At 65.4% G+C, this 21,626-nt stretch carries 23 protein-coding genes and 1 pseudogene; 4 read left to right on the forward strand and 20 right to left on the reverse strand.

The features are described from left to right. Nucleotides 1-3 precede the first annotated feature (3 nt). Nucleotides 4-1,128 (reverse strand): DNA polymerase III subunit delta', encoded by a 1,125-nt coding sequence (gene holB, locus BT108_RS02420; protein WP_072292942.1) that lies wholly within the window; start codon nt 1,126-1,128, stop codon nt 4-6. Continuing rightward, nucleotides 1,125-1,745, reverse strand: coding sequence for a dTMP kinase (tmk, locus tag BT108_RS02425; protein ID WP_072292943.1), 621 nt, complete (start codon nt 1,743-1,745; stop codon nt 1,125-1,127). The genes holB and tmk overlap by 4 nt, the downstream gene beginning before the upstream one ends. 280 nt (nt 1,746-2,025) lie before the next feature. Here tmk and BT108_RS02430 point away from each other — a divergent pair, with 280 nt between their 5' ends. Beyond that, nucleotides 2,026-2,655 carry a hypothetical protein gene (locus BT108_RS02430; RefSeq protein WP_072292944.1) on the forward strand — a complete coding sequence of 210 codons (630 nt, stop codon included), beginning with the start codon at nt 2,026-2,028 and terminating at the stop codon, nt 2,653-2,655. 141 nt (nt 2,656-2,796) lie between these two features. Here the strand turns inward: BT108_RS02430 and fliR are convergent, their stop codons facing one another. From fliR to fliF, 17 genes are all read right to left on the reverse strand, one after another. Beyond that, nucleotides 2,797-3,582 carry a flagellar biosynthetic protein FliR gene (fliR, locus tag BT108_RS02435; protein WP_072292945.1) on the reverse strand — a complete coding sequence of 262 codons (786 nt, stop codon included), beginning with the start codon at nt 3,580-3,582 and terminating at the stop codon, nt 2,797-2,799. A 126-nt stretch (nt 3,583-3,708) separates the two neighbouring features. After that, on the reverse strand, nt 3,709-3,978 hold the full coding sequence (gene fliQ, locus BT108_RS02440) for a flagellar biosynthesis protein FliQ (RefSeq protein WP_072292946.1): 270 nt from the start codon (nt 3,976-3,978) through the stop codon (nt 3,709-3,711). Nucleotides 3,979-4,029: 51 nt separating this feature from the next. After that, nucleotides 4,030-4,776, reverse strand: a complete 747-nt coding sequence (gene fliP, locus BT108_RS02445; protein WP_072292947.1) for a flagellar type III secretion system pore protein FliP — start codon at nt 4,774-4,776, stop codon at nt 4,030-4,032. Nucleotides 4,777-4,792: 16 nt separating this feature from the next. Then, nucleotides 4,793-5,272 carry a flagellar biosynthetic protein FliO gene (fliO, locus tag BT108_RS02450; RefSeq protein WP_072293014.1) on the reverse strand — a complete coding sequence of 160 codons (480 nt, stop codon included), beginning with the start codon at nt 5,270-5,272 and terminating at the stop codon, nt 4,793-4,795. Between the two features lie 28 nt (nt 5,273-5,300). Continuing rightward, nucleotides 5,301-5,672: a flagellar motor switch protein FliN gene (fliN, locus tag BT108_RS14065; RefSeq protein ID WP_369816911.1), complete on the reverse strand. Its 372-nt coding sequence runs from the start codon at nt 5,670-5,672 to the stop codon at nt 5,301-5,303. An 80-nt stretch (nt 5,673-5,752) separates the two neighbouring features. Beyond that, nucleotides 5,753-6,721 (reverse strand): flagellar motor switch protein FliM, encoded by a 969-nt coding sequence (gene fliM, locus BT108_RS02460; protein ID WP_072292949.1) that lies wholly within the window; start codon nt 6,719-6,721, stop codon nt 5,753-5,755. Between the two features lie 7 nt (nt 6,722-6,728). Then, nucleotides 6,729-7,226: a flagellar basal body-associated protein FliL gene (gene fliL / locus BT108_RS02465; RefSeq protein WP_083566112.1), complete on the reverse strand. Its 498-nt coding sequence runs from the start codon at nt 7,224-7,226 to the stop codon at nt 6,729-6,731. Between the two features lie 162 nt (nt 7,227-7,388). Beyond that, complete coding sequence (gene cysC / locus BT108_RS02470; RefSeq protein ID WP_072292950.1) at nt 7,389-8,039, reverse strand: adenylyl-sulfate kinase; 651 nt, start codon at nt 8,037-8,039, stop codon at nt 7,389-7,391. An 82-nt stretch (nt 8,040-8,121) separates the two neighbouring features. Continuing rightward, complete coding sequence (locus tag BT108_RS02475; protein WP_072292951.1) at nt 8,122-10,023, reverse strand: tetratricopeptide repeat protein; 1,902 nt, start codon at nt 10,021-10,023, stop codon at nt 8,122-8,124. A 22-nt stretch (nt 10,024-10,045) separates the two neighbouring features. Further along, nucleotides 10,046-11,896, reverse strand: coding sequence for a sulfotransferase (locus BT108_RS02480; protein WP_177257231.1), 1,851 nt, complete (start codon nt 11,894-11,896; stop codon nt 10,046-10,048). Nucleotides 11,897-12,059: 163 nt separating this feature from the next. Next, entirely contained in the window at nt 12,060-13,196 is a 1,137-nt protein-coding gene (locus BT108_RS02485) for a PEP-CTERM sorting domain-containing protein (protein ID WP_072292953.1), read from the reverse strand. Between the two features lie 211 nt (nt 13,197-13,407). Beyond that, entirely contained in the window at nt 13,408-14,667 is a 1,260-nt protein-coding gene (locus BT108_RS02490; protein WP_072292954.1) for a flagellar hook-length control protein FliK, read from the reverse strand. 42 nt (nt 14,668-14,709) lie between these two features. Beyond that, nucleotides 14,710-15,159 (reverse strand): flagellar export protein FliJ, encoded by a 450-nt coding sequence (gene fliJ, locus BT108_RS02495; protein ID WP_072292955.1) that lies wholly within the window; start codon nt 15,157-15,159, stop codon nt 14,710-14,712. A gap of 14 nt (nt 15,160-15,173) precedes the next feature. Continuing rightward, nucleotides 15,174-16,583 (reverse strand): flagellar protein export ATPase FliI, encoded by a 1,410-nt coding sequence (gene fliI / locus BT108_RS02500; RefSeq protein WP_072292956.1) that lies wholly within the window; start codon nt 16,581-16,583, stop codon nt 15,174-15,176. Beyond that, entirely contained in the window at nt 16,580-17,266 is a 687-nt protein-coding gene (locus tag BT108_RS02505) for a FliH/SctL family protein (protein WP_072292957.1), read from the reverse strand. The genes fliI and BT108_RS02505 overlap by 4 nt, the downstream gene beginning before the upstream one ends. Before the next feature lie 47 nt (nt 17,267-17,313). Next, a complete protein-coding gene (gene fliG / locus BT108_RS02510) occupies nt 17,314-18,312 on the reverse strand; it encodes a flagellar motor switch protein FliG (RefSeq protein WP_072292958.1) in 999 nt (332 codons plus the stop codon). Then, on the reverse strand, nt 18,305-20,026 hold the full coding sequence (gene fliF, locus BT108_RS02515) for a flagellar basal-body MS-ring/collar protein FliF (RefSeq protein ID WP_072292959.1): 1,722 nt from the start codon (nt 20,024-20,026) through the stop codon (nt 18,305-18,307). The genes fliG and fliF overlap by 8 nt, the downstream gene beginning before the upstream one ends. 221 nt (nt 20,027-20,247) lie before the next feature. On the opposite strand from fliF, the gene fliE reads away from it, so the two are divergent. The 3 genes from fliE (at nt 20,248) to BT108_RS02530 (ending at nt 21,347) form a co-directional block, all read left to right on the forward strand. Then, complete coding sequence (gene fliE, locus BT108_RS02520) at nt 20,248-20,589, forward strand: flagellar hook-basal body complex protein FliE (protein ID WP_072293016.1); 342 nt, start codon at nt 20,248-20,250, stop codon at nt 20,587-20,589. 170 nt (nt 20,590-20,759) lie between these two features. Then, on the forward strand, nt 20,760-20,996 hold the full coding sequence (locus BT108_RS02525; protein WP_072292960.1) for a type II toxin-antitoxin system Phd/YefM family antitoxin: 237 nt from the start codon (nt 20,760-20,762) through the stop codon (nt 20,994-20,996). 6 nt (nt 20,997-21,002) lie between these two features. Beyond that, nucleotides 21,003-21,347: a type II toxin-antitoxin system RelE/ParE family toxin gene (locus BT108_RS02530; protein ID WP_072292961.1), complete on the forward strand. Its 345-nt coding sequence runs from the start codon at nt 21,003-21,005 to the stop codon at nt 21,345-21,347. Here BT108_RS02530 and BT108_RS13440 read toward each other — a convergent pair. Beyond that, a pseudogene (locus BT108_RS13440) lies at nt 21,348-21,568 on the reverse strand (IS5/IS1182 family transposase); the annotation flags it as partial. Nucleotides 21,569-21,626 lie beyond the last annotated feature (58 nt).

Consider the following 21,626-nt stretch of genomic DNA (forward strand, 5'->3'; position numbering starts at 1 on the left):
GGATCAATCGGCGTGTATCATACGCCCATTCCCGCGGACATTCGAGTCGGCGGGCGGGCGCACGACTGATTCCGCATAGGAAAACAGCACGTCCTCCAGGAACAGCCGGGGATTGAGCGGATGCTGCGCCAGCCGTTGCGAGGCGTTCAGGGTGCGCAGGTAGGCCGACAGCGCGCGGGGATCGATTCCCGGCGCCAGGGATTCGATGGTGGGCAGCCGGCTCGCATGGTAGCGCACCTTGCCGGTGGTGCAGAAGCTCATCAAATCATAGCACCACTTCTGCAGCCAGCGGATCAGGGTCGGCAGATCGGATTTCTGCAGATCCTCGGCCAGCGTGACCGGGTCCAGCGTGGCCGGCACGCTGATCCGGTCGATGAAAGCCTTGTGCCGCGCCTGGTAGTCGCCGTCGTCGAATTCCAGCGCCGCCAGCGGGGCGTAGCCGGAGGAGGCCAGGCAGGCAGCGGGATTCCCGACACCCTGTTGCGCGAGCCAGGCGGCTGCCGTGGCGGGATCCGGTATCGGCATGGGAATCTGGCGGCAGCGGCTGCGCAGCGTCGGCAGCAGATCCTGTGCCTGGTGCGTCACCAGGATGAACAGCGTCAGCGGCGGCGGCTCTTCCAGGTTCTTGAGCAGGGCGTTGGCGGCCGCGGGATTCATGCTCTCCGCCGGGTGGAGCACGATGATCTTGTAGCCGCCCTGATGGCTGGAGACGCCGAGAAAATCAGCGATCTCGCGCACCTGCGCGATGGTGATCTGCCTGCTGGGCTTTTTCCGGGACTTCGGGCCTGTGGGTTCCTCGCCGGCATCCGCGTAAAAACCGGCTTCTTCAGATCCCCCTTCGTCCGCGTCGCCTCCGCGCTTTTCCGTCAGGAGCGCCACCGCTTCCGGCTCGACCTGACGGAAATCGGGATGGCTGTCCTGCTCGAACCACGTGCAGCTCGGACATGTCCCGCAAGGATGGCCCGCGATCGAGGGCGTCTGGCACAGCCAGAATTTTGCCAGCTGACGGGCGAACGCGAGCTTGCCGATGCCCTGCCTGCCGCGCAGCAGCAGGGCGTGGCCCAAGGATGCCCCGTCCTGCGTGAGGATACGCCAGGTTTCCTGCTGCCACGAATAGATATTGTTCATGAACAAATGGATGTAATTATTTCTTCAAGTAATATCCTGATGTCTTCCAGTGGCCGGCTGGCATCGATGACGCGGATGCGCTCCGGAAAGCGGCGGGCCCGCTCCCGGTAGGCATCCCGCACCCGCCGGAAAAAGACGTCTTCCTCCCGCTCGAACCGGTCGGCCGGTCGAATGGCGCGGGCCCGGCGCCTGCCGATCTCGACCGGCACGTCGAAATACAGCGTGAGATCCGGCTGCAGTCCGCCTTGTACCCACCGTTCCAGATGGTCGAGCTTATCCGTTGCGACGCCCCTGCCGCCTCCCTGGTAGGCAAAGCTTGCGTCGGTGAAGCGATCCGACAGAACCCAGTCGCCCCGATCCAGGGCGGGCAGGATCACCTTGTCCAGGTGCTCGCGCCGCGCCGCGAACATCAGCAGCGCCTCCGTCTCCGCGTGCATGCCCTCGCTGCCGTCCAGCAGCAGTGCGCGCAGGGCCTCACCCAAGGCCGTGCCTCCGGGCTCGCGGGTGACGACGGCATGCCTGCCCCTGGCTCGCAGCACCGTTTCCAGCCAGCCGAGGTGCGTGCTCTTGCCGGCCCCGTCTATGCCTTCGAGGGTGATGAATCTACCGCCCGGCATGTCCCGTCCTGCCGGCGATGCGGCGAACCGCAACAGCCGCCCGATTCAGGGCCATGCCCTGTTTCCGGGCAGGCGCGGTCATGATCGTGGAAGGGGTCGGCACGGATGCCATTGTAGATGACGCATCATGGATGAGCAAATGAGCGGGGATGCAGGACGCGGCCGCTGGCAACCGGGTGCGAACAGGTATACCATGGTACGCGAACGCGCAGCGACGGGGATGGGGGCCGCCCGCGCGCCTGGCTTATACGCCCATGCCGGATATCGATGCGGGAGCGACATGATCCATGACGACAACAGCCGCCATGCCACGCGCTGCATGGGATTCCTGGCCCTGATGCTGCTGGGGGGCGCTCCTGCGGCCATTGCCCACGCCGAAGCCGGCAGCGACGCGCCCGGCATTCCCCAGACCGCCGGCCAGCCCCTGGACGAGTTCGACCGTCTGGAGCTGCACTACCGGCGCTACAGCGCTGCCGCTCACCAGATGACCGAGCTCGTGCAGCAGCTGGATCGGAAAATCCAGGAGGTATCCCTGGCCGCAAGGGCTGTCGAATCCAAGGGCAGTTCGCACAACAAGCGCATGCTGGAAGAGAAGCTGCGTCAGCTGGAGAATGCGCGCACCGTCGCCAGTCGCCAGCATGGGCAGCTGCGCATACAGATGCAGAATGAGTATCGCAGCCTCGCCGCCGCAGGCAACGGCCTGAAGGCCCGGTATGCGCCCGGGAAAGTGCGCGATGCCGGCGGCGCCGGTGCGATGGCGGATGAACCGGATCCCGGCGCATCCGTCGTCGATCCGCACCTGCGCGATTCGCAGATCATCGACCTGGACGCGGCCGAGCTGCGTGTGCGGCGCGACGGAATCCCGGCCCCGGATCTTTCGCCGGCGCCCTCCCCCGTCCAGGATCGCTGAGGACGCTGGTCGTCTCCGCCGTCAGCGCGGTGGCCGCGGCAGCGGGCGGTGGAATCCTCGCGGCTTTCGTGCAGGCCCCGCCAGCGGCCGGTAATGCGGTTCAGCCGGCCGGCTGCGAGAGCCTGCCACAGGAGCGGGCCGTCATCCACGGGTGCCGGCCGCTATCCCCAGCATGGTTTCCAGCCCCTGCATGATCGCCGCTTCGACGATCGGGATGAAATGGGGAAGCGACAGCATCAGCGCCACCATGCCCACCATCAGCGTGATGGGGAAGCCCACCGCGAAGAGATTGAGCTGGGGCGCTGCACGTGTCAGGATGCCCAGCCCCAGGTTGACGATCAGCAGCGCGGCGATGACCGGCAGCGCGAGCTGCAGGCCCGCTGCGAAGATGACGCCGCCCCACAGAACGAGTCGTTGCCAGCCGTCCGACGAGAGCGCCCCGGCCGAGACGGGAAGCGCGCTGAAGCTCTCCGCCAGCACGGACAGCATCAGCAGGTGGGCATCCAGGGAAAGGAAGACCAGCGTCGCCAACAGGCCGGCGAACCTCCCTACGACCAGGGTGCTGCCGTCGCTGCGGGACGTGAAGAACGTCGCGAAACCCAGCCCCATCTGCAGGCCCGCCACCTCCCCGGCCATCTCCACCGCACTGAACACCATGCGCATCGCCAGACCCATCGCCAGCCCGATTGCGATCTGCTGGCCCAGTATCAGCAGTGCATGGGGCGAAACCAGCCCGACGTCGGCCACCGGGCCGATGCCGGGAGCGATGATCAGGGTCACGAGTACACCCAGCCCGATCCTGACCCGCACGGGGATCGCGAAACTCCCCAGTGCCGGTGCCACCGCCAGCAGGGCCAGCACCCGGGCCAGTGGCCACAGGTAGGTTGCCAGCCATGCGCCGATGTCGGCCGAACTGAAGGTGATCACCTGGAAAGCTTGCCTGGAGCCCGCGGCGGCGCGGATGCTCCGTCGCCGGGGCAGGCGGGATGCATGGCGCCGTGCACGGGTGGCAAAGACAGCAAGGACAGCATGGATGCGGTGGAACCTGGCTCCCTACCCCGCGGCGCCGGGAATTCCCTCCAGCACCTGCCGCATATAGTCGACCATCACCGAGAGCATCCACGGCCCGGCCAGCACCAGCGTCACGAACAGCGCCACCAGCTTGGGAATGAACGACAGGGTCATCTCGTTGATCTGGGTGGCGGCCTGGAAGATGCTTACCAGCAGTCCGGTCGCCAGCGCCGCGAGCAGCAGCGGCGCGGAAACCATCAGGGTGATCTCCATGGCCTTCTGGCCCATCGTCATGACGCTTTCAGGGGTCATTCTCTTCTCCTTGGTTTCATCGGGACACCCTTGTCCCGCCATCCTGGTCCGTCAATAGAAGCTTTCCGCCAGGGAACCGATCAGCATGTGCCAGCCGTCGACCAGCACGAACAGCATGATCTTGAACGGCAGCGCCACCATGGCCGGGGATACCATCATCATGCCCATGGACATGAGCACGGACGCCACGACCATGTCGATGATGAGGAAGGGAATGAAAATCGCGAATCCGATCTGGAAGGCGGTCTTCAGTTCGCTGGTCACGAAAGCCGGGACCAGCACGCGCAACGGAATGTCCTCGGGCCCGTTCATCTGCGCACTGCCGGATAGTCTGGCGAACAGCGCCAGATCGGCCTCGCGCGTCTGCTTCGTCATGAAGGCCTTCAGCGGCAGCGCGCCCCGGTCCAGCGCCTCGGCCAGGGGAAGCCTGTCCTCTGCGTAGGGCTGGTAGGCTTCCATGTAGATGCGGTCGAATACCGGTCCCATGACGAAAAAGGTCAGGAACAGTGCGAGCCCGACCAGCACCTGGTTGGGGGGGGAAGACTGGGTGCCCAGCGCCTGGCGCAGCAGCGACAGCACGATGATGATGCGGGTGAAGCCGGTCATCATCAGCAGGGCGGCAGGCAGGAATGTGAGCGCCGTCAGCAGCAGCAGGGTCTGCAGGCTCAGCGAGTAGCTGGTGGCGCCTCCCGGCCCCGGCGTGCTGGTGAATGCCGGCAGGCCGGGCGCCTGCGCCAGCGCGTACCCGGATGCGCCCAGCAGGATGGCCCCGGTCCCGGCTGCCAGGAGGGCGCGCATCGCGGCAGATCGGCCCTTATTCCCCATCCCGCCCACCTTCCGCCTTTTGCGTCGATCGCCCGAGCCAGGCGGCGAAGCGGCCATCCGTGCCGGGATGGCTCGAGGCGGGATCGGGGCCCGGTCCGCCTTTGGGCATGCTGTGCAACGCCGTCACCTGGCCTGGCGCCACGCCGAGTACCAGCCAGGTGTCGGAAATTTCCACCAGGACGACCCGTTCGCGCTGGCCGACGGCCGACCCGCCGATCACCCGGATCGTCCCGCCGGGATTTCGCTGGCGCTCCTGAAGGCGCCTGAGCAGCCATGCCAGCCCCGCCATCACTGCGAGCACCAGCCCCAGGCCGAGCATGACCTGCAGCAGGCCGCCAGCGGAGGCGACCGTACCGGCCGTGCTCCCCGTGTCGGCGTCAACCGCCGCAGCCATGGTGGCCGAAGCCCCATGGCCGGCCACCGCGGTGATGGCGGCGATGGCGGCGCGTCCGCACCGGGCATGTTTCATGTCCATCCGCTCCTTCTCGTCTTCAGGCTCAGCGGTTCAACTTGCGGATCCGCTCGCTCGGGGTGATGATGTCCGTCAGGCGGATTCCGAATTTATCGTTCACCACCACCACTTCTCCCTGGGCGATCAGATAGCCGTTCACCAGCACGTCCATGGGTTCGCCCGCGAGGCCGTCCAGCTCGACGACCGAGCCCTGCGCCAGCTGCAGCAGATTCTTTATCGAGATCTTGGTGCGGCCCAGCTGCACCGTGAGCTGGACCGGGATGTCCATGATGATGTCGATATCGTTGTGCGCCTGCACCTTCTGCATGCCGCTGAATTGTTCGAAGCGGGCAGGCGCAGCACCGGCCTGGGGTTCCGCCGGTCCGTCCGGCAGGGATGCTGTACTGGTTTGAGGGATGGGCACGCTTGCCTCCTTGGCTGGGTTCGTAAAGGGTCTCGTGGAAAGATCGCGGCGTTCGATCGGGCTCATGTGCCGGCTCATTCTCCATTCACCGGGCCGAGCATCCTTTCCATGCGCAATGCGTACTGGCCGTTGGAAATGCCGTGGCGGCACTCCATCACCGGCACGCCGTCCACGCTGGCGGTCACGAATTCGGGAATATCCAGCGGAATGACGTCGCCCACCCGCATGCCGAGGATCTGGTCCAGGGTGACATGCACGTGCGCCAGGTCCGCCAGCATCGTCACCTCGGCCGCCTGAACCTGCTTCGACAACCGCCCCACCCAGCGCTTGTCCACCTCCAGCGCCTCGCCCTGCATGCTGCTGGAGAGCAGGTCGCGGATCGGCTCGAGCATGGAATAGGGAATGCAGATGTGCATCTCGCCCGTGACGCTGCCGAAGCTCACCTCGAACGAGGTCGCAACGACCACCTCGTTGGGTGTGGCGACATTGGCGAACTGTGTGTTGGTTTCCGCCCGGAGGTATTCGAATTCGATCGGATAGACCGGGTTCCATGATTTTCCATAGCTGTCGAACACCAGGTTGAGCAGGCGCTGGATGATCCGCTGTTCGGTCTGGGTGAAGTCGCGCCCCTCCCCCTTGGGCAGGAAGCGGCCGTCCCCGCCGAAGAGGTTGTCGACCACCAGGAACACCAGGGTGGGGTCGAACACGAACAGCGAGGCGCCCCGCAGCGGCTTGATGTGCACCAGATTCAGGTTGCTCGGCACCACCAGGGTGCGCACGAATTCGCTGAACTTGATGACCCTCACCATCCCGGCGGTGACGTTCGCGCTGCGGCGCATGAAGTTGAACAAGCTCAGGCGCAGGAGGCGCGCAAAGCGTTCGTTGATGATCTCCAGCGTGGGCATGCGTCCACGCACGATGCGTTCCTGGGTGGCCAGGTTGTAGGGACGGAAACGGGAAGGGGAAGCACCCTGCTCCGTGCCGTCGGCCACCCCCTGGAGCAGGGCTTCGACTTCTTCCTGCGAAAGAAATTCTTCGCTCATGGGACCCCTACTGGATCACGAAGGAAGTGAACAGCACGCGCTCGACCGGCCATCCCGGATGCGCTTCGCCGAACGTTCTATTGACTGCGAGCGCCAGTTCAGAGGCCAGCTTTTCCTTGCCTTCGGTGGTGGCGATCTGCGCCGCCGCCTTGCCGGAAAGCAGCAGCAGCACCCGGTTGCGCAGCTCGGGCATGTGCAGCTTGACCTGCTCCGCCGCCGCGGCATCGCCCACTTTCAGGGTCAGGCTGGTCTGCAGGTGCTGGTCGTTGTACTCGGATTGGAGGTTGACGGTGAACGTTTCCATGCTGACGAAGACGGGCGGCTGAGGCGCGGCGGCGTCCTGCCCCCGGTTGAAGTACCACGTCGCAGCGGCGCCACCGGCGCCGAGCAACAGCACGACCGAGACCATCATCAGCATCGCCCTGCCGCGCCTGGCTTTCGGCTCCACTCCGCTTTCCCCGGGATTGCGGGATGCCTGCGTCTCCCCATTCGTCTTGCTTGCCATGGCTGATCCTGTTCAGAAGGTGTATTCCATGGAATGGCATTATCGCGTCGGTCACGGCGCGGCAATGCCTCGAACAGAGGGAGAAAAAAGGGTCATCTCGACCGGATCGGACGAAATGGCGGGCGTGCGGCGGCAGGCGGGGAATGTACGGCCCAGGGCCGGCTAACGAGCGCTTTCCTGCCGCCCGCCGGATCGCGGGCACTCGTGTTCAAGCTGCGTGCTGCCGACGACGTCGCGGTCGTGCAGCAGCTCCATGACGCTCGCCACGCACCGCTCCAGCGACAGGCTTGCCGTGTCCAGCACCAGTTCCGGATCGATCGGTTCCTCGTAAGGGGATGAAATCCCGGTGAAATCCGAAATCTCCCCCGCACGGACGCGCTTGTACAGCCCCTTGACGTCCCGTTTTTCGCACACGGCCAGCGGGCACCGGCAATGGATCTCGAGAAACTCGTCCTCCGACACCAGCGCCCGCACGCGTGCACGATCCGGACGGAAAGGGGAGATGAACGCCGCCAGCGTGATCACGCCCGCCTCCAGGAACAGCCTGGCCGCTTCTCCCGCCCGGCGAATGTTCTCGGAACGATCGCGGGCGGAGAACCCGAGGTCCGAGCAGAGTCCGTACCGCAGGTGGTCGCCATCGAGCACGAACGCCCGGCAGCCCATTCCCTGGAGGCGCTCCCTCACCGCGCACGCCAGGGTCGATTTGCCGGAGCCTGACAATCCCGTGAACCACAGGATCGCGCCGCGATGCCGCAACGGTTGCTCGCCGAGCCTGCGGGTCACCACCGGGGAGCGCCCAACGACATTCTTCAACGTGCTTTCCTCCTTTCCCGGGTTGCCAGGGCCTGTCACCCCGGTGTGTCGAATTTTCGCATGACGGGGACCTGGGCGGAGGTCATTTCTTCAGCAACGCGGCGATCTGCATCCTGGTGCCCGCGCTGATTCCGGTTCCCAGCGCGCGATTGAGATGGGCCATACCTTCGGCCACCCTGCCGGTCTTCATGTAGGCAGCGCCAAGATGGTAATGGACCAGCCCTTCGTCCAGGACTGCGGCCTCCGGATGGGCATGATCCTCCGCTCCGGGTGCACCGGGGATTGTGCCGGGCGCAGGGCGCAGGCTCCTCAATGCCGACTCCAGCAGCGGGATGCCTTTCTTCGCATCGCCGGTCTGGACCAGTATCCATCCGTAGGTGTCCTGAACGGCGGGATCGTTCCGATCCAGGCCGTACGCACGCTCGGCCAGGCCGCGGGCTTCCTCCAATGTTGCCGGACCCTCCGAGAGATTGAGTGCCAGCCTCTGGAGCGCCGGCACATGGTTCGGCATCCTTTCGAGAATGAGGCGGTAGTTCAGGTTGGCCTGCGGTGCCTTTCCGTTGTCCGCCTGGATGGCTGCGAGTCTGAACAGAAGAAAGGGATTGTCCGGATTCGCCGCCAGTCCTCTGGCCAGGATCTCCTCCGCCTTCACCGGCATGCCTGCCGCATAGACGTCGGCCCATTCCGCCCAGGCATCGACGTAGGCGGGAATGAGCCTCACCGCCTGGGAGAAGCCCTTCTCCGCATGCACCGGCTTGTTCTCGTGCTTGTACAGCATGCCGGCGAGATAGTGGCCACCCGCGAATTGCGGCGATTTCGCCACCAGATCGTTCGCTGTCCGCAGCGCAGCGCCGTAGTCATGGTTGCGTGCCTGGGCTTCCGCCAGGAGATAGTGGATGGAAGGATCCTGCGGCGCATATTTCGCCAGCGTCCGTGCGGCAGCCGCGCCGTCTCCATGCGCGAATCGCAGCCCGGCCAGCCTCGAAAGCACCATGACAAGATCATTCTTCGATGCGCGGGGAGCGAGCGACTCCAGGATTTCCGCCGCCTTTTTCCAGTTCCCCTCCTCCTCGTACGCCCGGGCCAGCTGGAAGGAGGCGGCGTCGCCGTAGCCCGGCGTATCCTTGATGACCGCCTGCAGCCGCTCCCGCGCCTTGGGGTAGTCCTTTTCCAGTAGCGCGAGGTGTGCCTGCTGCATCCGCAGATCCGGATGGGTGCCGGGAAGCTGCTTTTCCTGGGAGCGGATCAGTTTCGCCGCCGCCGCCGCATTTCCCGTTTCCAGATAGGCCTGGGCCAGCACCTGTTCCCCCAGCTGGGCGCTCCGCGCGGAATCCGCCTTGCCGACCAGGGGTTGCAGCAGCCGGATGGTCACGTCGGGACGCTGCATCCGGTTGTACAGCCGGCCTGCCAGCGCGTGGAACTCGGACATCCCGGCCCCTGTCGCGTCGCCCGCGATCATGGCGCCGTAGTGGTCGAGCGCGCCCTGCAGATCTCCTTGCGCCTCCGCCATCCACCCCAAGTAGCGCCTAGCGATCGCGTCCCTGGCGCTGCCCGCCACTGCCTTTTCCAATTCCGCGCGTCCCTCCTGCGCCTTGCCTTCCATCAGCAGGGCGACGCCCAGCTTCGATCGCGCCGGGGTCCGCCCGGGACTGGCCGCGAGTGCCCGCTGAAAGGACGTGACCGCCATCTTCCAGTTCTTCTCCTCCATGAATATCAGGCCGGCCAGTTCCGTCGCCCGGGGATCCTTCGGGTGCTTCGTCAGGAAGCGCGCCAGTTCCACCTTGGCCTCGTCGCGCTTGCCGTTGCCCAGGAGCGTCACCACTTCCTGCAGGTCGGCGGCGGTATGGGCCTTGGCGTAGGGGAGCAGCGAGGGCGCGGTGGGGTCGTCCAGCCTCATTTCCACCGGCACGGCGACCGCATGGGGTGCGAAGGATGACAGGAAAATGATGGCGGCGGATACGACGAGATGGGCAAGCGGGTTCATATGTCAGCTCCAGGAATGAGGGTCAGGCATCCGCCGGAGCGCATGCCGGCATCGTATAGCCCATCGATTCGGCGACGGGACCCAGGATGCCGGCCACCTCGGATGCGATGAAAGGGAGGTAGTCGAGGTAGCGTCCGACCGAAGTCGAGTAGACCGGGCGTGAGATCTGCTCATAGCTCGCGGTCCGGGCGACGCGCCCGTTTTCGTGGAAGCGCAGGCAGGCCGGATCGTAGTCCGCCCCGATGAAGGCGAGCATCGCGCGAATGCCGGCCTCGGTATCGGCAATCATATCCTCGTAGCGGCAGCGCAGGTAGTGCAGGCCCTCCAGCCTCGGCGCCGTCGCGTCGACGTGCGACCAGGTCAGCTGGAAGGCGCGGGCGGTGTCCGCCATCGTCAGAGACCAGTCGTTTCCCCACAGGAAATTCTGGGAATGCACCGACAGCACGGCATCCATGGGGTGCCGCAGCGCGTGGATGACGGGCGATCCGGGAAACAGCAGCCGGATGAGGGGCAGGTGGAGCATGTTGAACAGCGACTTGTCGATCACCCAGCGCTGGCCGGTGGCGTTTGCCCGCTTCGTCAGGTCGGCCAGGTAGGCGGCACGGAATTCGAGCAGCGGGGCGGGGTCGTGCCTCGCCAGCAGGGTGTCCAGGGTCGCAGGGAGTCCTGCTGCGCCGCCGCACAGGCCGTTCAGCAGGCGGGGGATGGCTTCCAGTTCGCCTGCGGCGCCGACCTGGGGGTGGCACGAAAGCGCCTGCTCGATAAGCGTGGTTCCGGAACGATGGAAGCCGGTCACGAAGACCGGGACGGGCATGGATGGGCCGGCGCCGCCCTTTCCTACCAGTTCCCGCAGGACAGCCATCTTCTGCGGGGTGAAGTAGCGCCTCGCGGCTGCGAGCGGCTCGAACTCCCGCAAGGGATCGTGCCGGATGTTGCGCAGGCCGGCAAGCGCCCGCTTGGAGGCGGCGAACGCCTGGTAGGCCTCCTCGTGGCGCCCCAGCCGGTCCAGATTCTGGCCGCGTTCGTTGTGCAGCGTGACATAGGTACGCTCGCTCGCGGTGCGCGGGTCGATCGAATCCAGCGTGGCCAGGGCCTCGTCGTAGCGCTTTCCGCGCCGCAGGCATTTCGCGAGAATGCCATGGGCGCTGGCGTTGCCGGGCTGCAGGGCCAGGGCGCGGCGCGCGGCCTCTTCCGCTTCCTGTGGCTGATTGTTGAGCTCCAGCATGGCTGCGAAGCTGGCGTGGGCCTCTGCATGGCCGGGATTCTCGGCGATGGTCCTGCGAAAGAAACCGATCGCCTCCTCCACGTCGCCCAGGCAGTAGTGGGCGTGCGCCAGATTGTGGTGCGCCTTCCAGTGGGCGGGATTGCGCCCGATGAGAATCCGGTATTGCTCGCCCGCCTCCGGAAAGGCACCCAGTTCGAATCGGGCGTTGGCAAGATTCAATCGGGCCTCCTCGAAATCGGGCTTCTGCGCCACTGCCCTGGCGAACTGGAATGCCGCGTCGGCGTACAGCCCCAGCGCTGCCAGGGCGACGCCATGGTGATAGAAGGCGGCGGCATCGCGCAGGCCGGCGGCCATGGCACGGCCCATGAGCCTTGCGGCCTCGGCAGGATCGCCCGACTGCAGCGCATGGTACCCGAGGAGATAGTTCGCTCCCGGATGATCGGGGCAGCCCGCCAGCACGCGCCGGAATCCCGCGATGGCTTCCGTCATGTTCCCCGACTGGAATGACCGCAGGGCGGTGGCAAAAATCTGATCACTGCTTGCCGCCGTGCGCGGCGCTCCGGCGCCGCTGCAGCATTGCTTGAACTTCTTTCCGCTGCCACATGGGCAGGGCGCGTTGCGGCCTGTTTTCTGCGTGAGCTGCATCATGAGGAATCGATTCTCGAAAATACGGTCCAGTCGGCACCGCCGCGTTGCCGCGTCCGCGCCATTCCCGGCCTCTCGCATGGATGGACGATCTGCATCAAAAAAGGGAGGATTCCACGAATGAAACCCTCCTTGTGCTCATGCACGGAATATCACTGCCTTCAGTTTATTTCCCCGCACGCGTCCTGCGCCCGGCAAGCCGCAGTCCGAGGAGACCCAGTCCCAGCAGGGACAGCGTTGCCGGCTCCGGCACCTGCCCTCCCGGATCCGTGCCATTCCTCAGGTGGATCGTCAGTATCCCGAGGTCCGTTATCAGCCCGTCCGACGCCTGTACCTGCGCCACGTAGGTACCCGCGGACGAACCGCTGGAATCCCATATGAATCGCTGGGTGAGGGGATCGAACGTCGGCGCGTTGGCGCCGCCGCCCAGGAAGCCGACGAAGCTCCAGGTCAGGTCGCCGGGCGGATTGGGATTGCCGTCGTCGGTGGCGATGAAGGTGAAGTCGATGGTATCGCCGACCAGCGCATTGACGATGGCGTCGGTGATCACCGGCGCAAGGTTGCCGCTGCCGGTGTCGACCGCGTCGAACAGCCAGTCGAATTCCACCCGGCTGCCGTCGCTCGCGATGATATTGCCGCTGAAGGCGTAGTCCGCGCCGACGTTCCCCCTGCTGTTGTCCAGGTAGCCGGCCGTGTCGGCGGCGGAAATGAACAGCGCGCCGGTGGCAGGATCGATGGTGAAGCCCGGCGGCTGGCTGGGGATGCCGTTCAGCACCTGGTCATAGCTCAGTGTCAGCCCCGGCCCTGCCACCGCGCCGAGGCTCCCGGTGTAGTCGACGCCGCGCACGACTTCCGGTTGCACCGCGCTGAAGTTGAACAGGATCGGCGTGTTCGCATGGGCGCCGTCCCAGACGATGGTGGAGTTCATCGTCCAGCTGGTGGAGCTGTTGCCGCTGGGAAAGTTGTGGATCCCATCCACGCGGCAGCAGCTGTTTCCCGTGATGCTGTACGTTCCCGCGCCCGAAAGCTGATAGACGTCCACGTTGGTCACCTTGGTGAATCTCACGTCCGAGGTGTCGATCACGCTCGAAGCGCTGCTGAGGTGGTTTGCCCCGCTGACGCTCGCGAATACCGTATCGACCGCGGTCGGCCGCCAGAAGCTGGTCGTGGTGACCGTCAACTTGCCATTTGCATCGACGCTCGGGATGATCGCCGCGCCGCGGAAATGCGAGGCTTGCGCCGCGCCGCCGGCAAGAGCCGCGATGACACCGGCGGTGATGGCTTGATATTTTAGGTTCTTCATCATTCCTCTTGACATTGTTGGTTTTAGAAGAGTATCCGACGCCGGCTTGCGGCGTCGGATAGGATGAAGCATTTATCATGCCAGAGTAATATCAGGGAAAATGAAACAAGGATAACAGCAAGTTACAATACGGCTGTGCCTGTTGCGGACAAAGCTGTAACGTTATTCGACACGTCCGCGAGGCGCGAGGCAGACATGGTGTCGACTGGTCCTAGGCGAACGTGTCCACCAGGCCGCGGCCGCCGGAGGGGATGCGGCGGCCGGGCACGTCCCCATCCGGGACGATCGCGTAGCCACCGCCGCCGCTCGCGTGGCGGGTGCCCCCGCGTCCCTGCCGCTCGAACTCCTGCTGCTGGGGAGAATGGGAGCCGACGCTGGCATCGCCCAGATCGAGCCCGCTCTCGGCCATCATTTCCCTCAGGCGCGGCAGGGCCGTCTCCAGTGCGGAGCGTACATCCGCCTGTTGCGACACGAAGCTCACGCTGAGCTGGTCGCTGCTCATCGACAGGACCACGCGCAGGGGGCCCAGTTCGGGAGGATTGAGATTCAATTCTGCGATCTGGCGTTGTTCGGAAACGAGCCACAGGATCTTGCGGCCCAGTGCGTCGTCCCAGCCGCTGGCGCCTGGGCGGGGTTCGAGCCGGAGCGTGTCGTGGGCCAGCGTATCGGTGCCTGCCGCGGGACCGTGCACGCTCCCGGCCGCGGACACTGACTGTGCCGTGGCGAAAGAGGCGGCAGGCTCGCGGGGTTCGGCTGCCGCATGGAACTGTACGGTGGGAGCGGGCGTGGCCTGCAAGGGCAGCTCCGGCTCCTGCGCCGGCTCCCCGCGGCCCTTGCCGCCGACCTGGTCGATCCGCATTTCCTGCACCGGTGTCTCGCCGGCAGGCGCTGCAGCCGGCGCAGCCGGGGAATGGTCCGGCTGCGCCGCCACGCCCGCTTGCCTGCCCTGCCCGCTGGCCATGATCGCTGCCGCCGGGCGCCGCCTCGCGGCCTCTGCGCCGATGCGCGATCCGATGTCGGATTCCGGGTCGGGGGCGTGCATGGCGCCGGCGTTTTCGTCCGCAATGGCGTTCGGCATTTCATCGGAATTTCCCGCGAAAGCGCCGCCCTGCGTGGGGGACGGGAAGCTCGGGGGAGCCATGGGCTGAAGAGAGGCAAGGAGCTCCATGCCTGCCATCGTCCCGGCCGCTGGCAGTTCCGCAGCGGCCGGGACGGCTTCTTCGGGAGTGGCGGTGGGAGCATCGGGCGCGGACATGGCCCCGCCTGTGGCGGGATCGTCCGCCAGCTCATGGCCATCCTCGGTCGCGGCGGCGGTTCGGTTCGCGCCTTCGCTCATCTCCCGCGCCAGCGCTTCGCCAAAACGGGGCGCTTCTTCGATCGGCAAGCCGCTTTCGGCACCTTTTCCTGCGGCAGGATTCTGGTTCGCCGGGATCGGCAGAGAGATGGAAGCGTTCGTCACGGATGCGGTCATGGTCGTGTGCTCATGGGTTCGGCGGTGGATGGAACTGAATCCCTAGCGGACGGAATCCTGGCGGGCGGCAATATTGTTCACGTGCTCGTCCGTTTCTTTCTGTTCGCGCTTCGTGGCGCGTTGCAGTTCCGCCTGTATCTGGCGCTGCGTGAGCGTCTCATAGGAATTGTAGGTGCGCCGGGCCGATTGCCAGGCGATCCTGCCGGCCGCGACCCGCTCGCGCGTCGACGAGACGGCGTCCTCCTGCTGGAGGATCGCGGCGTCGAGCCGCTCCAGGAATTCCTGGTAGTTGCGCCAGCCGGCCGCCGTCAATCCCTGTCGTGCCTGGGTCTGGAAACGGGTGCGATAGTCCTCCCGGTATTGCTGCAGCACGCCGAGCCGGGTTTCCATGTGCACGCCCTGGGCGTGGAGCATGCCGAGGCGTTTCGCCGCATCGTCCGTGCGCGTCTGGGCCAGTTGCAGCAAGGTCTTCAAAGCGGAAAACTTGGCCATTCCCTTCTCTCCGGTCAGGCGGCCGGGGCAAGCAGCTCGTGCAGCCGGGCGGCGCTGTCCCCGTAGGTCGCGGATTCGAACATGCCCTGCTGCAGGAACGCTTCCAGCCGAGGATACAGTGCGATCGCCCGATCCAGCACCGGATCGCTGCCCGAGGCGTAGGCACCCACGCTGATCAGGTCGCGCGCGCGCTGGTAGCGCGAGTAGAGCTGCTTGAAGGTGCGCACCTGCTCGAAGTATTCCGGCGGGATCAGGCTGGTCATGGCCCGGCTGATCGAGGCTTCCATGTCGATGGCCGGATAGTGGCCCGCCTCGGCGAGCTGCCGCGACAGCACGATGTGGCCGTCCAGGATGGCGCGCGCCGAATCCGCGATGGGGTCCTGCTGGTCGTCGCCCTCGGTCAGAACCGTATAGAACGCCGTGATCGACCCGCCGCCGCGGGTGCCGTTCCCGGCACGCTCCACCAGCCGCGGCAGCCTGGCGAACACGGAAGGCGGATAACCCTTGGTCGCCGGCGGCTCCCCGATCGCCAGCGCGATCTCGCGCTGCGCCATGGCGTAGCGGGTCAGGGAGTCCATGATCAGCAGCACGTTCCGGCCCTGATCGCGGAAATACTCGGCGATGGAGGTCGCGTACGATGCGCCCTGCAGCCGCATCAGCGGCCAGGTGTCGGCCGGGGCGGCGACCACCACCGAGCGGGCCAGCCCTTCCTCGCCGAGTGTATGTTCGATGAATTCCTTGACTTCGCGGCCGCGCTCGCCTATCAGTCCCACCACGATCACGTCGGCGCTGGTGTAGCGCGCCATCATGCCGAGCAGGACGCTCTTGCCCACGCCGGAGCCTGCGAACAGGCCCATGCGCTGGCCCCGCCCGACGGTCAGCAGCGCGTTGATGGCGCGCACCCCGACGTCCAGTATCTGATCGATCGGCGCCCGGTCGAGCGGATTGGGCGTCTGGCTGACCAGCGGTGCGCCATGCTCCGCCTCCAGCGAGCCCAGTCCGTCCAGGGGGCGTCCTGCGCCATCCAGCACGCGCCCCAGCAGCCCATCGCCGACGGGGAAGCGCCGCAAGCGGTCGGATGCCCGGCGCCGCGGCGGTGCGCCGTCGCCCAGTACCGGCAGGGCCCCGGTATTCCCCCAGGGCACGACCTTGGCGCCCGGGGTCAGGCCGAATACGTCGTGCGTGGGCATGAGGTAGAGCCGGTCGTCCTGGAAGCCGACGACTTCCGCCTCCACCTTGCCGCCGTCGGGCATGAGCACGGTGCAGCCGCTGCCCACCGCCAGCCTGAGCCCGACCGCTTCCATCACCAGTCCCGTGACACGCGTGAGGCGCCCGGATACCTCGAAGGGCTGAGAGCCGACCGCCAGGTTGCCGCATCCCTTGAGGAAGCCGCGCCACTGGTCGGCATGCGAGCATGTGTTCATGCGGATTGGAGCCAGGCGTCGCTGCGCCCCAGCGCCTGCGCGATGCGCTGCCAGCGGGTTGCCAGCGTGGCATCGATGCGGCTGTCGCCCACCTGCAGCCGGCAGCCGCCGCGTTCCAGCCGTGCGTCGGCGTGTATCGCGCAGTCGCCCAGCTCGTGATCGAGGTGCTCCTTCACGAGTGAAACGTCATTCGGATGGAGGTGCAGCTGCGCCGGATGGCCGAACAGGCTGTCGTGGCGGATGCACTCGCGCACCACCGCCAGCATGAGTTCGGGTTTCACAGCCAGGGCTTCGCGCACCATCTCACGCGCGAGGTCGAGCGCCAGCGCGAGCAGATCGGTGGCGATGGCCTGGTCGGCGGCGGCCATTTCCTTCTGCAGTCCGTGCAGAATCTCCCGCAGTTTTTCGACCTCCAGCGCCGTCTGCACGTTGCGGGCCTGCAGGGCGGCCTCGTGGCCTGCCCGGCGGCCAGCCTCGTATCCGGCCTCATAGCCGGCCTGCTGGGCCTGCTGGTGGATGTGCCGGATCTGCCCGGCGGTCGATGGGGAGATGGCATCCAGGTCGCTGTCGCACTGCACGGACTCGCCGCCGGGTTCGGCCGCCCGGGCGGGGGGGGCGAAGGCATCCATGGCCCATGGCTGGCAGGCGGGAAGCCTTTCCTTGGGGATGATACGGCTGGACATGTGTCATTCGCTCCGATTCGCGCGTTCCGGTCTTCCAGGGAACGTGCTCAGATATAGCTTTCCTCGCCCTTGGTGGTGAATGCGATCCGGTCTTCGTCGGCAAGCCGCCGCACCACCTGCAGGATCTTTTTCTGCTGGTTTTCGACCTCGCTGACCCTCACGGGACCCATGACCTCCAGATCCTCCCGCAGCATTTCCGCTGCCCGGTTGGACATGTTCCTGAAAATCCGGTCGCGCAGTTCCTGCGTCGCGCCCTTCAGCGCAACGACGAGCGAATCGTGCTCGATCTCGCGCAGGATGAGCTGGATGCCGTGGTCGTCGATATCCATGAGGTTCTCGAAGACGAGCATCTGATCCATGATCTTCTGCGCCAGGTCCTCGTCGAACTGGCGCAGGTTGCCGAGGATCGAGGTCTCGGCGGTGCTGCCCATGAAGTTGATGATCTCCGCCGCGGTGCGGATACCGCCGACCGGGCTCTTGTTGATGTTCTCGCCGCCCGACAGCAGGTCCGTGAGCACGTCGTTGAGTTCGCGCAGGGCGTAGGGCTGGATGCCTTCCAGGGTGGCGATGCGCAGCAGCACGTCATTGCGCAGCGGTTCCGTGAGCTGCCCCAGGATTTCGCTCGCCTGGTTGCGGTCCAGGTGCACCAGGATGGTGGCGATGATCTGCGGGTGCTCGCTCTTGATCAGTTCCGCCACGGACTGTGAATCGATCCATTTGAGGCCCTCGATGCCGCTGGTATCGCTGCCCTCCAGGATGCGGCTGATGCTGTCCGTGGATTTTTCCTCGCCCAGCGCCCGGTGCAGCACCGTGCGCGCATACCCTTCCGCGTCGACTCCGAGGAGGCTGTTGCGTCCCGTCGCCAGGTTGCAGAAGTCGCCGAGCACGGCGTCGATCTGCTCCTGACTCAGATTCTTGACCCGCGTCATGGCCGAGCCCAGCTTCTGTACCTCCAGGGGGTTGAGGTGCTTGAGCACTTCCACCGCCGCATCCTCGCCCAGGGACAGGAGCAGGATCGCCCCCTTGCCGATTCCAGTCTCATCCATTGCCGGCCACCCATTGTCTGATCACGCGCGCCACCGTCCTGGGATCGTCCCGGGCCATCTGCCGTGCGAGCGCAAGATTCTCCTCGTGCTGCGAGAGCTGGAGCACCGGTTCCGGGACAGGCTCCTGCCGTCCGGATGACCTCTCCCCGTCGGCGGAGGGCTCGGCCAGCAGGGCGCGCGCCGGCGGCTCCGTCCGCCGCAGCAGGGGGCGCAGCACGCCGAGCACCAGATACAGTATCAGGCTTGCGATCAGCAGGTTCTTGCCGATCTGTTGGGCAAGCTCGATCATCTCCGGCTGCTTCCAGAGCGGGATTTCGGGCGCGGCGTCGGGTTCGGCCACCGCGAACGGGCTGTTTGCGACGCTCAGGGTATCGCCCCGCTCGCCGTTGAAACCCATGGCTTCCTTCACCAGATCCGTGACCTCGGCCTTCTGCGCGTCGCTCAGGGGTTGGCGCGTGGCGCGCCCCTCCGCGTCGACCACCTTGCGGTGGTCGATCACCACCGCGACCGAAAGCCGCTTGATGCCGCCCACCGGATTGCGCACGTGCTGGATGGTCTTGTCCACCTCGTAGTTGATCGTTGTGTCCTTGCGTGTATTCCTGGGCACCTGCGGTGCGGCTGCGGGTGCCGCTGCCCCACCCGCAGCCGCGCCACCCGGCTGGGCCGTATCCGCCGGCGGCGTCTGGCTGAGAGGCGAGCCCGGCGGTGTCTCGATCGGCGCCGTGGCCGGCATCGGCGGCTGGTTGGACAGCGCGCCCGGCACGCCTCCTTCCGCCTCGCCTCCCCCCGTGGCCGATTCCAGGGACTGCTGGCTGCGCACCGTGGAACTGCCCGGATCCTGGTTGGGCTTGTAGATTTCGTCGGTGCGCTCCGAGTGGGAGAAATCAACATCCGCAGCCACCTGGGCGCGCACGCTTTCCTTGCCGACGATGGGCGCCAGGATCGCCTCGATGCGCCTGGCATAGCTCTGCTCCAGTGCGTGCAGGTACTTGAGCTGGTGGGGATTGAGTCCCGTCGCCGTCTCCGGGTCGTCGGTACCGCTCAGCAGGTTTCCCTGCTGGTCCACCACCGTGACATGGCTGACCGGCAGATTTGGGACGCTGCTGGAAACCAGATGCACGATCGCATTCACCTGCGCCGCGTCGAGCACCCGCCCGGGGTAGAGGTTGAGCAGCACGGAAGCGCTGGGCTTCTGCTGCTCGCGCACGAAAACCGACTGCTTGCCCATGGCAAGATGAACCCGCGCGCCCTCCACGGCCGCCAGCGACTGGATGGAGCGGGCCAGTTCGCCTTCCAGCGCACGCTGGAAGTTGACCTGCTCCAGGAACTGGCTGGTGCCGAACTTCTGCTTCTCCATCAGCTCGAAACCGACCAGGCCGCCCTTGGGCAGACCCTGCGTGGCCAGCCTGAGGCGGGCGTCATGCACCTGGCCGGCGGGCACGAGAATGGTGCCGCTGCCCTCGGAAAATTTGTAGGGCACGTTCATCTGCTGCAGGGAGGCGATGATCGCGCCGCCGTCCGCGTCGGACACGTTGCTGAACAGCACCTTGTAGTCCGGCGTCTGGATCCAGAGCCAGCCCCCCGCCAGCAGGGCCGCGATGGCCGAGACCGCGAGCATCAGGCCCAGCTTCTGCTGGCTGGATAGGCGCGCCAGGAAATTGCGGGCCAGGCCCGGCGCGTCACTGATCGCCAGGACTTCCGCGGGAGCGCTCATGGGTGTTCACCCGCTGTTTCGGGGCAAATGGAAGGATGCGTGCTGGTTTTCATGTCCGGGTTTGGTGTGGTGTGGTCGTTCATGGGATCACAGCCAGCATTATCGGCATGGGCGCGGTATTCGATGCCCTGAAAAGAGCCGGGTTTCCCGCCTATTTCCGGATGCGGGCCGGGATTGGGCGATGCTATCCTGCATGCCTCGTCGAATCGTGGAGGAACCGGATGAACGTTTCGAACATGGATGCGCTGCTGGCCCAGATGCGCAGCAGCGCGGCGCTCGCCGCCGGGAAGCCGGCATCCCCGGTACGGGAAGGAGCCGACGCGGGCGCGAGCAGGACGGGAGTCGACTTCCCCGCCCTGTTCAGACAGTCGCTGGACCAGGTGAACCAGGCCCAGGGGCATGCCGCCGGGCTGGCGCGGGATTTCGAGCTGGGCGCGCCCGGCGCCAACCTCACCGAGGCCATGATCTCGATGCAGAAGGCCTCCCTCTCCTTCCAGTACACCCTGCAGGTGCGCAACAAGCTGGTGGCGGCCTACCAGGAAATCATGAACATGCCCTTGTAGGCTGATCTCCTCGAACCTAATTCCCCGCTGCCTGCGGCGGGGTTCTCTAAAATCCCGCGATCGAAGTATGTGATGCCGGAAGGGATCCTGAGCCGGTCATTTTCGGTTTTTGCAATTAATGGCTATAATGGCCATTATAGCCATATAATTTTTTTGGGAAAGAACTTGAAATGAAAGCCATAGCTGCTGGAAAAGCAAAGAATAATTTTGGAGAAATGCTGGATACGGTGCAACGGGAACCGCTCACCATTGAAAAACACGGTCGGGCAGTTGCCGTGGTTATGTCAGCGCAGGCGTACCAGCAGATGAAACTGGAAAGGCTGCGGGCGAAGCTGGCGCTAGGCGAAGGACAGCTGGACAGGGGAGAAGGAGAAGACGGCGAAAGTTTTTTTTGCCGGATTGCTTGAGAGGGCATGAAACGCTACATCCTCTCGCCGGCAGCAAAAACCGATCTCATCGACATATGCGAATATACGACCCGGCAATGGGGTAAAGCACAGACGGAAAAATACACATTGCAGCTACGGGAACGAATGCGATGGCTTGCGGACAATCCAATGCTTGGACGAACAAGAGATGAAGTAAAGGAAGGCTACCGCAGTTTCAGGGCGGGCAGTCACATAATATTTTACCGCGTAGCAGAAAGCGCAATCGAAATCATCGGCATTCCACACCAGAATATGGATATTGAACAGAATCTTGGAGAGGAGATTCTTCTTCTCACAAATCCTGTAGATGATAGGATTGAAAAAGAGTAAATCAGCCCAGCGCAGGCAACTCTGGCGCAGGTACATGCGCAGCATCAACTCCAGTCCCAGCGGGGGGCGGCCACGTTCCCCCGGTAGTAGTGCGGCTCGATCAGTCCGACCATTGCCGCCCACGGCACCCGCTGATCTAGATCGGTCAGAAACTTCTCCCAGCGCGTCGGTTTGCGGCGTGCCGAATACTCCAGGTCAGCAAAACTGTTTTGGCGTCTCATCAGGGTATCGTACAGAATAAGGTAATTCGAATATTCTACAGCGCCAGACTTAAATCAG

This window comes from Nitrosovibrio sp. Nv17 (assembly GCF_900119085.1).
GTDB lineage: Bacteria > Pseudomonadota > Gammaproteobacteria > Burkholderiales > Nitrosomonadaceae > Nitrosospira.

Bases quoted from the DNA above. Each gene is read 5' to 3' on its own strand.
- holB (WP_072292942.1), bottom strand. From the start codon at position 1,128: ATGAACAATATCTATTCGTGGCAGCAGGAAACCTGGCGTATCCTCACG.
- tmk (WP_072292943.1), bottom strand. From the start codon at position 1,745: ATGCCGGGCGGTAGATTCATCACCCTCGAAGGCATAGACGGGGCCGGC.
- BT108_RS02430 (WP_072292944.1), top strand. From the start codon at position 2,026: ATGATCCATGACGACAACAGCCGCCATGCCACGCGCTGCATGGGATTC.
- fliQ (WP_072292946.1), bottom strand. From the start codon at position 3,978: ATGACCCCTGAAAGCGTCATGACGATGGGCCAGAAGGCCATGGAGATC.
- fliP (WP_072292947.1), bottom strand. From the start codon at position 4,776: ATGCGCGCCCTCCTGGCAGCCGGGACCGGGGCCATCCTGCTGGGCGCA.
- fliO (WP_072293014.1), bottom strand. From the start codon at position 5,272: ATGAAACATGCCCGGTGCGGACGCGCCGCCATCGCCGCCATCACCGCG.
- fliM (WP_072292949.1), bottom strand. From the start codon at position 6,721: ATGAGCGAAGAATTTCTTTCGCAGGAAGAAGTCGAAGCCCTGCTCCAG.
- fliL (WP_083566112.1), bottom strand. From the start codon at position 7,226: ATGGCAAGCAAGACGAATGGGGAGACGCAGGCATCCCGCAATCCCGGG.
- BT108_RS02475 (WP_072292951.1), bottom strand. From the start codon at position 10,023: ATGAACCCGCTTGCCCATCTCGTCGTATCCGCCGCCATCATTTTCCTG.
- BT108_RS02480 (WP_177257231.1), bottom strand. From the start codon at position 11,896: ATGATGCAGCTCACGCAGAAAACAGGCCGCAACGCGCCCTGCCCATGT.
- BT108_RS02485 (WP_072292953.1), bottom strand. From the start codon at position 13,196: ATGAAGAACCTAAAATATCAAGCCATCACCGCCGGTGTCATCGCGGCT.
- BT108_RS02490 (WP_072292954.1), bottom strand. From the start codon at position 14,667: ATGACCGCATCCGTGACGAACGCTTCCATCTCTCTGCCGATCCCGGCG.
- fliJ (WP_072292955.1), bottom strand. From the start codon at position 15,159: ATGGCCAAGTTTTCCGCTTTGAAGACCTTGCTGCAACTGGCCCAGACG.
- fliI (WP_072292956.1), bottom strand. From the start codon at position 16,583: ATGAACACATGCTCGCATGCCGACCAGTGGCGCGGCTTCCTCAAGGGA.
- BT108_RS02505 (WP_072292957.1), bottom strand. From the start codon at position 17,266: ATGTCCAGCCGTATCATCCCCAAGGAAAGGCTTCCCGCCTGCCAGCCA.
- fliG (WP_072292958.1), bottom strand. From the start codon at position 18,312: ATGGATGAGACTGGAATCGGCAAGGGGGCGATCCTGCTCCTGTCCCTG.
- fliF (WP_072292959.1), bottom strand. From the start codon at position 20,026: ATGAGCGCTCCCGCGGAAGTCCTGGCGATCAGTGACGCGCCGGGCCTG.
- fliE (WP_072293016.1), top strand. From the start codon at position 20,248: ATGAACGTTTCGAACATGGATGCGCTGCTGGCCCAGATGCGCAGCAGC.
- BT108_RS02525 (WP_072292960.1), top strand. From the start codon at position 20,760: ATGAAAGCCATAGCTGCTGGAAAAGCAAAGAATAATTTTGGAGAAATG.
- BT108_RS02530 (WP_072292961.1), top strand. From the start codon at position 21,003: ATGAAACGCTACATCCTCTCGCCGGCAGCAAAAACCGATCTCATCGAC.